This window comes from Tritonibacter mobilis F1926 (genome assembly GCF_000376545.2).
Lineage (GTDB): Bacteria > Pseudomonadota > Alphaproteobacteria > Rhodobacterales > Rhodobacteraceae > Epibacterium > Epibacterium mobile.
In genome coordinates, this window is sequence record NZ_CP015231.1 from 102,449 (window position 1) to 115,006 (window position 12,558).

Genomic DNA, 12,558 nt, shown 5'->3' on the forward strand with positions numbered 1-12,558 from the left:
TTTGTATTCCCTGTTGATATGAAAATGAACGTTTTGTTCTTTTTTGTATTGGGGTCCGGCGGTTGCCGCCGAAACCAGAGCGCAGAACGCTATTTTGTGTCAGGCCGCAAAGGCAGGCCCGTTGGGGGACAAGCGAAGGCCGGCCCGCAAGCGCGTAAACGGAAGATCCGCTGGGCTGAAAGCCATCGGCCCTGGTGCAAGACAGATAAGAGTTGCCCCTGCAATCGGGTCGAAATCTGCCCGAAAGTGTGTCGAACTTTTCACGACAAGGATCGCTTGTTTCTCGGGTTCAATTCCAACGAAGCGGAACATCTCCCGATCTGCAAGTTGTGCGATCTTGCTGGTCACAACCACACGCACACCACCGATGCGCAGGCAGGCTGCAGGGCTGAGGTCGAGCCAGCTGCCGCCGTAGTAAGGACCGGTGGCATGAAGTTTTTCGGTAACGAGCCGTTCCACTATCACGTCAGTTTCAAACGGCTGATCGTCGGGAAAGTCGGGATGTCCGCCCAGCGACATATGCGCACGCGCGCCCTCGCCGGCATCAAAGGCCTGTTGCACGGATGTGGGATCGACCAAGAGGCCCAATGCCGCATCTTGCGCGTCAGTATCCACCAATGCGCGCAACATGCCTGTTGTCGTGGCCGCCCCTCCTGCCCCCGGATTATCCTGTGTATCGGCCAGCACAATGGGTGCAGAGGACCCGGACCTCAGCAATTGCATGGCTTTGGCGACCCCGTCAGCCGCCGAATAGATCGGCCCGTCAAAGGCATCCTCTGCATCCTCATAGGCGTTGGCGATGGCTGTTACTGCCTGATCCGCCTCGACCTGACTGGGGGCATAGGCAATCGCAACCGGACCACAATCCGGAATATCCGCTGCCGGGAAACCCATGAACAATGAGGCGCAAACGCCTTGCGCATCTTGCCTTGCAACACCAGCGTAAAGGCTGGCGGCAGGTTCCATTGTTGTGCTCTGCAGAGAAATCGGAACCATGAACGGCAATTGCCTGTAAGCACGTACATATCTTTTGCCGCTGCGCATGATCTCATCCAAAAGTCGCGCCGCACGCGCGCCAGTTTCCGCCATGTCGACATGGGGATAGGTTCGAAACCCAGTCAGTACGTCGACGGTGTCGACCAGACGCCGGGAAATATTTCCATGTAGATCCAGCGCCACTGCAATCGGAACGTCCGGGCCAACCGCCTCTCGTACGCGGGCAGCAAGCTCACCTTCACCATCGTCCAGATGACTTGTCACCATCGCGCCATGCATATCTAAAAACACACCATCCAAAGGACCTGCATCGCGCAAACCACTGATGATACGGGCAGAGATCGCTTCAAACGCATCCTCGGTGACATGGGCCGAGGGGATCGCACCTGCCCATAAGATCGGGACCATCTCCCAGGAACATTCAGCGCCCACGCAGAGCGCCCCACTAATCCCAAGGTTTACGTCCGCACCAGCATCGATCAGCGCGGGTCCTTCTGTCAGCGGAATGTATCCTCCGCCCTGATGGAAAGCGCACAAATCTGCCGGATTGCGCGCAAAGGTATTCGTTTCGTGCAAAAACCCGGCCAACGCAACGCGCATGTCATCCTCCGAATGGAACGAGGTGCCGTTGGGGCACCCTTGTCAACAGTATCACATAGTAATACAATCGTATTGATAATTAATCGTACGCATCCAGTTTTGGATTCGTCAACACTTAGGCGGTCAGATGAAATCCATTGTCAGGGCGACACCAGGCAAAGAGCTGAAATTTGAAGCAGAGGAAGGGGACGCGCTGTTTGTCAGATCAGCTGCACGCTCGATGCAGGTGTTGGCGGCATTTCATGGTGTTAGTCAGCCGCTAAGCCTTGGTGATATCGCAAGGCTCTCAGGTCTGGACCGTTCCGCGGCGCAACGGATTGTTCATACACTCTCAAAACTCGACTACCTGCGTCGCAGCTCCGATGATCGCGGCTATTTGCCGGGCATACGACTGTTGGATCACACACTTGACGTTTTGCGCCTAGATCCGTTGGTGCAAAAAGCAACGCCGGTTTTACTTGAGCTGCGCCGCACTCTGCGCGAGCGGATCGACCTGAGTTTGTTCGACGACACACGTCTCATTTATGCATTTCGCATTCAGAGCAAGCGGGAGACTTTCTATGCCACATTGGTGGGACATAGCGTGCCAGCCTACGCTACCGCTGGTGGGCGCGCCGCGCTTTCGTTGCTGAGTGATGACGCGGTGCGCGACGTACTAGAGCGATCTGAGCTGCTCCAATACACCTCTGACACGCGAACGGATGTCGATGATATTCTCGCGCAGGTGCAACGCGCACGCAGCAAAGGCTATGCGCTCATCGTCGACGAATTTCTTCGAGGCGAGGTTGCAATCGGCACAGCAATTGCACGCGAAGGCGTGCCGATCGGTGCGATTCACGTTGCGGGATCTTTGTCGGAATGGTCGCCAGACGAGTTCGAGCAGCAGGTCGCCCCTCTCGCGATGGAAGCAGCCCGCGCGATCATGGCGAGCCTATAGAACATCGCGCTCAGGAGAAGTTCAGGTAAACAAACGCCTGCCGGAAACTTTCCGGCAGGCGTTTGTTTTTTCTTAGAGGTTCGGCATTGCCTTGCGGACTTCGCGTGCGATCAAGACGGTCAAAACAGCCTTGATCAAATCGCCGGGCAAGAAAGCGACGGACCCAACGAGGGCTTGCCACAGGGTGATCTCTGCAACGGTTGCAAGCCACGGCACACCGAAGACATAGACAACCCCGATCCCGCCAATCAACACGTAGATCAAGCCCTGTAGAAAAGAAGGCTGCCCAATGTGACGATCAAACAGATAGCCGATGACAAATGCACCAACAGGGAAGCCGAACAGAAAGCCACCGGATGCGCCAAAGAACACCCCTGCACCACCGCGACCACCGGAGAGGAGCGGCAACCCGACCGCAACCAAGACGAGGAAAAGCACTATTGCTAAGCCGCCGCGCTTCGCTCCGAGTAAGGCACCAGCCAGCATAACGCCCATGGATTGTGCGGTGATCGGAACTCCGCCCGCCATTGGCAAGGTGATGTTAGGCACAACCCCAAGTGCTGCAACAAGTGCTGCAAACAATGCGATAAGTACGATGTCCTTCGTGGCCATGGATGGCTCCTTTATGTCCGCATGACAGTATTCAGATGTTCAGAATCCACGCGCATCTATGGCGTCAGAGATTTCTTCTGACATCCTGAGCGTTCGGATGATTGATGGGATCGCAATTGCAAAGACGCTGCGTTCAAGACCCCGAGCGCTCTGCGCCTCGCGGACCTCGCGTACGACAGATGTCAGAACCGGAATGAACCTAAGAGTTAGTGAAATCGCTAAGCTGATGCTCTCAGTGCGCACCCCCGGTCGGTGCAACGGGCGCATTCCCGCTTCTAATCCGTCGATCATATCGCTGGACCGGGTGGTCAATGTCAGCAGTCCGGCCAAGAGTAGCAACACAGCAAATCGAATGATCACCAAGAGACCCAGCTGCCAGCTGTGTAACAGGACTTGCACCACAAAAATTAGCGCGAAGAGCCATAGAGCTGGGCGGATTTGTCGCCAAGCCCGCCAAAGCGGCAGCCCCGCGACAGCGTAGAGAGTGAGCGATATAGCAAGCCACAGGATCGACAGCCAGACATGGTCCACCGCAAAGAGAACCGTACCAGAAAACGCCAGCCCGAGAATTTTCCACCCTGGTCCCAGACGGTGCAGGGCCGAACGCCCGTCGACATAGAGATCAAGCATCCAGCATGGCCTCTACGTAGCGCCGCAGCGCTTTGTTTGGCACGTCGTCCGCGATGACCCGCCCTTGGTCAAACACGATGACACGATCAAAATTTTCCACGAGATCAAGATCATGAGTGACCATGATGGCAGTCTGATCCAACCCATCAATCGCCTGACTGACCCGCAACTTATTGCGTAAATCAAGCAGGGTTGTCGGTTCATCCAGCACGACATACGCTGGTTTCATCACAAGTACACCAGCAATGGCGAGCAGCTGCTTTTGCCCACCGCTCAGCGTATGAGACGGTTGCTTGCGCTTAGACAGCAGGCCGTAGCGATTGAGCACCTCGTCAACCATCTGGTCGCGTTCTGCAACGGGAACCCCTAGGTTTTTCAGCCCAAAAGCAACGTCTTCTTCGACAATCGGAAAGACGATCTGGTTGTCTGGGTTTTGAAATACAAACCCGACACGCCGACGCACCTTGCGCCCCTCGGTTTGCGTATCATAGCCATCTACGAGCACCCTGCCCTCGCTCGGCTTGCGCAACCCATTCAGCAATCTTGCGAAGCTGCTTTTACCGCTGCCATTGCTGCCAACGATCGCGATCCGCTTTTCTGTCAACGTGAGCGTCACCTCGTGCAGGATCGGGTTGTCATCCAAAGTCAGGCTGACATTTTGAATTTCGATCATACGTCTTGATCCCAGTTTCCTAGCGGCACGCCGAACAGGTGGTTCGTCAAGCGCTATACGGGAAACGGCTCAATATGGAAAGAATATATTATCTATAATATTCCCGCGCAGTGCTAGGCATGGTCTCTTCCGATGTCCTGCGGCGCGATCGCCACGGACTTCATCACCGCAAATACGGGCTTTCCGACTTCCAGCTCTAACGTCGCAACTGATCTCTGCGTCACCCGAGCGAGCAATGAGCCTGCCGCAGTCTCAAGCGTTACCAGCGCGCCCGGTCCGCCCCCCGAATGAATGGCGGTAATGGTGCTGGGCAAGATATTCAGCGCTGAAAGGCCCTCCGGTTTTTTGAGGGACAGGATGATTTCATGTGCCGCAACCCGCAGTCGCATGACGGTGCCAATTGGGCGGTCGATGCGCGGAACGAAAAGCGGAACACCCTTACAGCTCAACTCGCTCAGCCCATCTACGTGATGCTGAAGAAGCTGCGCCGTGATAACCGAGCCCACATTTCGCACACCTGTGGGAACGATTTGCGGATCGGATAATACCTCACTGGCGGAACCGACCTGCGTGACACGCCCCTGATCCAGTACAACAACGGTGCTCGCCAATCTCGCCACTTCCGTGACAGCATGGCTCACATAGAGCACCGGCAACTTTAATTCATCTCTGATGCGCTCAAAATAAGGTAGGATCTCTAGCTTTCGCGCTTCATCCAGTGCAGTCAGAGGCTCATCCGCCAACAGCAGTTCCGGTGCCGCTAGCAATGCGCGCCCAATCGCAACCCGTTGCTTTTCTCCACCAGAAAGCTGTTCAGGGCGGCGTTGCAATAGCGCCTCTAACCCCAAGAGCGATATGATCTGCTCTGGATCGGTCTTGCCAAGGGATCTGGGCAAAAATCGTTGGCCATAGAGCAAGTTCTTCTGAACGCTGAGGTGGGGGAACAGTCGGGCATCCTGAAAGATGTAACCCAACCGTCTTTTGTGAGCAGGAAGCGCAATCTTTTGCTCTGAGTTGAACAAGACACGCTGGCCAACACGCACCCGGCCACGATCTGGCATCAGCAATCCAGCAACTGCGTTGATCAACGTGGTTTTGCCCGAGCCAGATTTCCCAAACAGCACCGTAAGACCGCTTGGTACGGAGAACTTTGCATCGAGCTGAAAGCGACCCTGCGCCAGCGCGATATCGACGTCAAAACTCATGTGGCCGCCAGTCGCTTGATCAGGCGACGATTTAGCGCCTCAGACACTAGCAAGGCTGCAAAGGAGATCAATACTGAGACGACGACCAGCCTGAGCGCGGACGTCTCTCCACTGGGCACCTGAAGAAATGCGTAGATCGCGGATGGTAAGGTTTGCGTCTCTCCCGGAATATTGGCGACGAATGTGATCGTGGCCCCGAACTCCCCCATCGCCTTTGCAAACGCCAAAACGGTTCCCGCCACAACACCCGGCAGTGCGAGAGGCAAAGTCACACTCCAGAACACCCAAAGCGGCGAGGCCCCAAGGGTAGACGCTGCGCGCTCCAACTTTGGGTCGATCAGCTCAAACGAGAGCCGCAACGCGCGGACCATGAGTGGAAACCCCATGATCGCGGCCGCCAGTGCGGCCCCCGTCCATCTGAACGCAACCGTGATGTTCAACGCTGCGAGCAACTGACCTATGGGCCCCATTGGCCCAAACAACAGCAAGAGCAAATAACCCGTTACAACCGGAGGCAGGATCAGGGGCAAGTGAACGAGACCATTCAACAGCTGTTTACCGGGAAAACTCCACCTGGCGAGCGCATAGGCCGTTAGAATCCCAACCGGCAAGCTTGCGACCATTGCCCCAAATGCCACTTTGATCGAGAGGCGTACGGCCTGTAATTCCTCCGGTCCAAACCACGTCATCATGGTCGCGATCACGGCGCACCGATGGGGGTAAAGCCCTGAGACAGGAACACTTGTCGCGCGGCGTTCGACTGAAGGTGTTGCAGAAACGCGCGGCTGGTTTCTGTGTCGCGCATGGCGGCCGCTGGATAGATAATCGGGGGGTGGGCCGTTTCGGGGATATTGAACGCAACAGATACGCGTGTTTCGGCATTCGCATCGGTTTGATACACAATGCCAAAAGGCGCCGCACCAGTTGCAACCAGTGCCAAAGCCGCGCGGACATTGTCGGTCTGCGCAACGCGTTCTGAGAGATCGTCCCAAACGCCTGCATGTTGCAGCGCAGCTTTGCCATATATTCCCGCTGGCACGGCATTGGTTTGTGCCGTCGCGAGCCGTCCGTCATCCAACGCATGTGACAATTCCCCGAGATTGCCAAGGGGCACAGATTGTGATGCTGCGATCACAACCAACCGATTTCGCAATAGATCAATCCGGGTGCCTTTAACGACGCGTTCCTGCTTTTCCAGTTCATCCATCCAACCCACATTTGCAGAGATGAACACATCCGCAGGTGCACCCAACCCAATCTGACGCGCGAGTGCAGAAGACCCTGCGTAGGAGATCGAAACCTGCGTACCGGTGTCCTTGGAGAACTCAGTCGCGATTTGGTCCAAAGCTGTTTTTAAACTCGCTGCAGCAAACACGCGCAAAGGCTCCGCCGTCACTTTCGCCGGTGACACCATCGACACCAAGCAAGACAACGCGAGCGCAACATAGGTCCAGAGTGGGAGGCGGAGAGATTTCATGCGACATTTCTTAGCATTGTGAGGTGATGACGAACCTAAGTTGTGAACACCCGCCGCGCAATACTCCGAAGTTCAGCGCGTCTTCACCCACAAGAAAAAGGCCAGAGATTGATGTCTCTGGCCTCTTCGGTGAACTACTCGGTCACTCACAATGTCTGCTCATGCTAGCATTCGAATTTCCATCTCAGAGCTGCGCTCAGGCCGCTGACTTTCGCTTCTGAAAGAGCAGTGAGATCAGGCCAAGTGCTGCGGAAACGATGATCAGCAGCAAAGACACCGCATTCAGTACGGGCGTCGACCCTTGCTTGAGCTTGTCGAACATCGTGATGGTAAGCGGTGAATCCGAGCCAACCAACATCAACGTGGTGTTAAAGTTCTCAAAACTCATCAAGATAGATACCACCGCGGATGCGACAATCGCCGGGAGCAAGAATGGCAGTGTGATTTGCTGGATTGCGCCCCATTTGCTCGCGCCTAGGTTCAGTGCAGCCTCTTCGAGGCTTGGATCAAACTTTTGCAGGCGCGCTGTAATCACCAATGTGGCGAACGTCGTGATGAAGGAAAACTGACCAAGGATCACCAGTGGCAAGCCCGGTCGCAGCCCATCGAACCACATGCCGGTTGCATCCTCTAGTGCATTGGCCGCAGAGCTCGAGAACACCAGAATTGAAATACCAAGGATCACGCCTGGAATGATCAACGGCATCAACATCAGCATGTAGAGCAGCGCTTTGCCGCGAAAATCATGCCTGACAAAAAGGAAGGCGTTGCAAGTGCCCACTGCCACTGCGAGGCCAGACACCCAGAACGCAACAAATGCCGATGTACCAATGGAGCGCAGGATGGAACGTTCGTTGAACACACCGATGTATGGCGTCTCTGAGCCAAAGAACCATGCGAGCGTAAAGCCTTCCCACGGCAACGAAGGAAAGACACTATTGTTAAACGCAAAGACGCAGACGACGGTCAGAGGCAGCGCAAGATAGACAAAAAACACGGTGACATAGGCACGATAGCACCATTTTGCGAAGCCGGGTTGGGGAACTGTAGGTATCATGAGCGCCCCATCGTTTGCGAAAGTGTTTGACCGGAGAGTTTCAGGCCGAGAAACACCACCAGAGACGACAGTCCCAGAAGCAAGAACCCAAACGCAGACCCTAGCTCCCAGTTAAACCGGGTGATGAATTGCGTGTAGATCATGCCTGTGAACCAAAGGCTGTCTTTGCCTCCGAGTAGGATCGGCGTCAGGTAATTTCCTAGCGACAGCATAAAGACCACGATGCAACCAGACACAATCCCCGGCATCGCATGCGGAATGACGATTTCGCGCATGATGGACGTGCTCGTCCCGCCCAGGTCATAGCCCGCTTCGATCAGGCTGTCGTCGAGGCTGTCGAGTGTGGTGACAAGCGGAACCACCATGAACAGGATCGATGTGTAAACAAGCCCTACCATAATCGCTGCGTCGTTATAGAGCATCTCGACGGGACCACTCACGAGGCCGAGCGACTGCAACAGATTTGAGAAAACACCCGTTTCCCGCAGAAGGATCATCCACCCGAATGTGCGGACCAGTTCTGAGACCCAAAACGGGATCATGCACATCAGGAACAAAACCGTCTTGGTGCGCCCTCGCGTGAGTTTTGCGATGTAATAAGCAATCGGAAACCCAAGAACCAAGGTCAGCGCCGTTGCGAGGATCGACATAATCGCAGTCCGCGCAAATGTCCGCCAGTAGAGCGGTTCGCTAAAGAAGGCCGTGTAATTCCCGAATCCGGTCTCGTATTCTCGCGGGCCGAGTTTCTCACTGATTGAAACGATGAACAGCCCGATATGCGGCAAGATTATCAGCACGACCAGCCACAACAATATCGGCGCGAGCAGGAGATAAAACCCTAAGCGGGAGGCATCGGATCTCATGATCCAGCCCCCGCCGCTGAAAAGCAGCGCGCGTCTTTGGGTTGCCAGCGCGTGAACACCGCATCCCCTTTTTGCAGTGCCGCAAACCCACCGGTTTGAGGAAGCGCGACTTTTACCAACCCTCCTGCACTGTCCCGCACAGTCACCGTGCTGTTCGCACCATTGAACAACACGGACTCGACCACACCGGGACTGACATTGCAGCCCTCGTCGTTTGTGGCCGCGGTGGCGACCAATTCAATGGCCTCGGGGCGCAAGAACACCTGCGTGCGCTCGCCTGCGTTAAGGCTGGCCCCAGCAGCATCGATTTTCATCTCGGTTCCGGCGTCTGTCACCAGCGACAGCATCGAGCCATTCGCAGAGGTCACCTTTGCGTCGAACTTATTCGCATCCCCAACAAAGCCGGCGACAAAGGCCGTTGCGGGTTTGTGGTAGACGTCATGCGGTGCGCCAATCTGTTCAAACCGGCCTTTGTTCATGACCGCAATATTATCACTCATTACCAAAGCTTCAGACTGGTCATGGGTGATGTAGACAAAGGTTGTGTTGAATTCGGCCTGCAGCGCTTTGAGTTCAACCTTCATATGTTCGCGTAGTTTCAGATCAAGCGCGCCTAAGGGCTCGTCCAGCAACAACACATCTGGTTCCAGCACCATACAACGCGCAATCGCGACACGTTGCTTTTGCCCACCTGACAATTGATCCACACGGCGCGCAGAGACACCCGGCAACCCGACCCGCTCCAGAACCTCTTCTACGCGCTTTTTGATTTCGGTTTTGCCGACCCCACGCTGCCGCAACCCGAAACCCACGTTATCCCCGATATTCATTGTCGGGAACAATGCAAGGTGCTGAAACACCATCGAAACAGGCCGTTTGTTCGGCGGCACACCGATCATGGACTTGCCCTTGATCCGCAGATCACCACTGGTGGGCGACTGAAAGCCGGAAATCATCCGCAAAAGGGTTGTTTTGCCGCAACCGGACGGGCCAAGAATGGAAAAGAAGGACCCTTGCGGGACGTCAAAGCTGACACGATCTACAGCTTTGAAATCACTGAAGTCCTTTACCAGATCGCGGCATTCCAAATCGGGGTGAGAGTCAGTCAAATTGTAACCTCATAAGATGAGAAAGGGCACCCTTCGGCGCCCTTCACTTGGGTTTTGTCGGGCCTTAGTTCGCGGCGTTGATCCGGTCGAGGCTTGCCCCTTCCATCGCTTCCAGACCTGCGGGAACCGGCGGATACCACTTGATGTTGTCGATGGCCTGCTGATCAAAGCTGCCCTGATAGCGCGCTTTCAGATCCGCATTCACCTCGGCGTCACCATTCACTGCCGCAGTAAAGTTGCCAGCGGTATTGGTGATCATTGCAGCGATTTCTGGCTGCATCACGAAGTTGATCCAATCATAGGCTGCATCGTCGGCGCGGCCACGCGCGGGCAGAACGAAGGTATCAATCCAACCCAGAGCACCGGATTTTGGCGCGACAAAAGTGATGTCTGGGTTGTCAGCATTCAATTGCCAACCGCCCGTATCCCATGCCATCGATGCCACAACCTCGCCAGAGCGCAGCAGGTTTTTGATCTCGTCGCCACCGTCCCAATAGGTTTTCACATTGGCCTTACATTCGGTCAGCTTGGCTTCGACTTGATCGAGGATACCCTGATAGGCGGCGCTGTCGCCGTAGGCGGCAAACGGATCGAGACCCATGGAATAGGCAAAGCCGATCAGGGTCGGACGCTTCAGACGGTAGGAGACCTTACCCGCCACCGCATCATCGCAAAGGTCGGTGTAGTCCTGCACGCTTTGCGCCATGGCAGTGTTCACCACCAACCCGCTGGTACCCCAAACATGCGGCAAACCATAGACTTCACCGTCAAACGTCGTATTTGCGGCAGTCGCACTCAGCATCGATGGGATGAACAGATCCGCGTTGATACGGGACATGTCGATGGGTTTGTAGATGCCAAACTCTTCTTGCGCGCTGGTGATGCGATCTTGGCTTGGCTGTGCCAGATCAAAACCACCGCCGTTTGTGGCGCGCAACTTGGCGATCATCTCTTCGTTGTTGGAGGTCGTAACCTCGACGGTATGACCCGTCTCTTCCTCAAACTTGGCAATGACTTCTTCGGGCGCATACCCGCCCCAAGTCAGCAGGCGCAATGTCTCGGCTCCTGCCATCATCGGCACGGCAACCATTGCTGACGTCGCAATGGCCACGCGACCGAACTTGCTGAGTTTAACTGTCATGGTAAAATTCCCCTTTGTTGTCGTTTGGTGACCAAGAGTACTGGCGCAATGGCTCCTGCCACCTCGGCAGTTGACCAATGAAATCCGCAGTCTGCTCAGTGCAGAATACAACGCAGTATGCTCCCTTTGTGTCGCCGCCCTTACATCCAAGAGAGTCGGGCAGCTGTGATTGACGAAAGCGTGCCGCAGTCAAAAATATAATTCAACATTATTATTTCTGTTACATATAATATTGCATTATGCATGCGCTCATATTGGCGTCCTCTGGCAAAAGGGAAATGGGATGATTGTTGATGAACCGATACGGATCAGGCAGCTTCAAGCCCTTAATATTCTTGCTGAAAGTGGCACGATGAGCTTGACAGCCAAGGCCATGAACATCTCTCAGCCCGCCGTAAGCCGCCTGCTCGCTGATCTGTCGAAGGAATTGGGCTATCCGCTCTTTTCGCGCTCGGGTCGTCGCCTAACACTCACGCGGGAGGCCCAATATTTATTGCCCGAAATCCAGCGGATTTTTGGTGCTATGGGGCAAATCCGCAATCTGCGTCAGAATATTCAGTCAGGAACCAGTGGCCATTTGAAAATCGCCTGCCTGCCCGGTTTTTCAACGAGTCATCTGCCGGGTGTCGTCGCAGATTTCCTATCCGCCCGCCCGGAGACTAAGGTAACAATCGAGCCAGACCGACCAGAAAGAATTCTGGATTGGGTCATCGGGGAACAATACGATTGCGGCATTACGGATGGTTTTCGTTCGCATCACGCCTTGGATAGTAAAACCATCCCTATTCGCTGTGTTTGCGTATTCCCGGAAGGGCATCGGCTTGCATCAAAATCGATCATCCACCCAGAAGATCTCGCAGGCGAGCGCATCGCCCATGACCGTTTCGGCAGCGAGTTTTATCTGCGCTTGCGTGACATCCTGGACGCTGCAGGCATCGCAATGGACAACTTTATTGAAACGCGGCAGTTCACATGCGCCTGCGAGTTGGCAGCCAAAGGTGTGTGTGTATCGGTCGTCAGCGAGCTTGATGCCAAACAATATGCTGGCAGAGGGGTCGGTTTCCGCCCTTTCTCCGCCAACATAACTCACCAACTCTCGCTTGTGTGGCCAAATCACAAGTCAACCTCGATCCTCACCCTAGAGTTTCTGGGACTGTTTGAAAAAAGCCTGCAGCCTTTTGCTCTCCCGGAAAGCTAAGTCCCGATTTCTAAGCCACGGTAGATAAATGTGCTGCTGGTAAAGCTGCGGGAGGCCGAG

At 55.1% G+C, this 12,558-nt stretch carries 13 protein-coding genes; 2 read left to right on the forward strand and 11 right to left on the reverse strand.

Features of this window, described 5'->3' with window-relative positions:
- Positions 1-99: 99 nt before the first annotated feature.
- Positions 100-1,596, reverse strand: a complete 1,497-nt coding sequence (locus tag K529_RS15935) for a M81 family metallopeptidase (protein ID WP_005605891.1) — start codon at positions 1,594-1,596, stop codon at positions 100-102.
- 127 nt (positions 1,597-1,723) lie between these two features.
- On the opposite strand from K529_RS15935, the gene K529_RS15940 reads away from it, so the two are divergent.
- Positions 1,724-2,533, forward strand: a complete 810-nt coding sequence (locus K529_RS15940) for an IclR family transcriptional regulator (protein WP_005605889.1) — start codon at positions 1,724-1,726, stop codon at positions 2,531-2,533.
- Positions 2,534-2,605: 72 nt separating this feature from the next.
- Here K529_RS15940 and K529_RS15945 read toward each other — a convergent pair whose 3' ends face one another.
- The 10 genes from K529_RS15945 to K529_RS15990 form a co-directional block, all read right to left on the reverse strand.
- The gene (locus K529_RS15945) at positions 2,606-3,145 is read right to left on the reverse strand and encodes a biotin transporter BioY (RefSeq protein WP_005605886.1); all 540 of its coding nucleotides are present in this window, start codon (positions 3,143-3,145) and stop codon (positions 2,606-2,608) included.
- Between the two features lie 39 nt (positions 3,146-3,184).
- Positions 3,185-3,775 carry an energy-coupling factor transporter transmembrane component T family protein gene (locus K529_RS15950; RefSeq protein WP_005605882.1) on the reverse strand — a complete coding sequence of 197 codons (591 nt, stop codon included), beginning with the start codon at positions 3,773-3,775 and terminating at the stop codon, positions 3,185-3,187.
- Positions 3,768-4,448: an energy-coupling factor ABC transporter ATP-binding protein gene (locus tag K529_RS15955; RefSeq protein ID WP_005605879.1), complete on the reverse strand. Its 681-nt coding sequence runs from the start codon at positions 4,446-4,448 to the stop codon at positions 3,768-3,770. Before K529_RS15955 ends, K529_RS15950 begins: the two co-directional genes overlap by 8 nt.
- A gap of 113 nt (positions 4,449-4,561) precedes the next feature.
- Positions 4,562-5,653: a molybdenum ABC transporter ATP-binding protein gene (gene modC / locus K529_RS15960; RefSeq protein ID WP_005605876.1), complete on the reverse strand. Its 1,092-nt coding sequence runs from the start codon at positions 5,651-5,653 to the stop codon at positions 4,562-4,564.
- Positions 5,650-6,342 (reverse strand): molybdate ABC transporter permease subunit, encoded by a 693-nt coding sequence (modB, locus tag K529_RS15965; protein WP_040641185.1) that lies wholly within the window; start codon positions 6,340-6,342, stop codon positions 5,650-5,652. Before modB ends, modC begins: the two co-directional genes overlap by 4 nt.
- Positions 6,343-6,353: 11 nt before the next feature.
- Complete coding sequence (modA, locus tag K529_RS15970) at positions 6,354-7,130, reverse strand: molybdate ABC transporter substrate-binding protein (protein ID WP_005605870.1); 777 nt, start codon at positions 7,128-7,130, stop codon at positions 6,354-6,356.
- 196 nt (positions 7,131-7,326) lie between these two features.
- Positions 7,327-8,187: an ABC transporter permease gene (locus tag K529_RS15975; protein ID WP_005605868.1), complete on the reverse strand. Its 861-nt coding sequence runs from the start codon at positions 8,185-8,187 to the stop codon at positions 7,327-7,329.
- The gene (locus K529_RS15980) at positions 8,184-9,050 is read right to left on the reverse strand and encodes an ABC transporter permease (RefSeq protein ID WP_005605865.1); all 867 of its coding nucleotides are present in this window, start codon (positions 9,048-9,050) and stop codon (positions 8,184-8,186) included. The genes K529_RS15975 and K529_RS15980 overlap by 4 nt, the downstream gene beginning before the upstream one ends.
- Positions 9,047-10,159, reverse strand: a complete 1,113-nt coding sequence (locus K529_RS15985) for an ABC transporter ATP-binding protein (RefSeq protein WP_005605858.1) — start codon at positions 10,157-10,159, stop codon at positions 9,047-9,049. Before K529_RS15985 ends, K529_RS15980 begins: the two co-directional genes overlap by 4 nt.
- A gap of 64 nt (positions 10,160-10,223) precedes the next feature.
- On the reverse strand, positions 10,224-11,300 hold the full coding sequence (locus K529_RS15990) for an extracellular solute-binding protein (RefSeq protein ID WP_005605855.1): 1,077 nt from the start codon (positions 11,298-11,300) through the stop codon (positions 10,224-10,226).
- 283 nt (positions 11,301-11,583) lie between these two features.
- Between K529_RS15990 and K529_RS15995 the strand changes: the two genes are divergently transcribed.
- A complete protein-coding gene (locus K529_RS15995; protein WP_005605853.1) occupies positions 11,584-12,498 on the forward strand; it encodes a LysR family transcriptional regulator in 915 nt (304 codons plus the stop codon).
- Positions 12,499-12,558 lie beyond the last annotated feature (60 nt).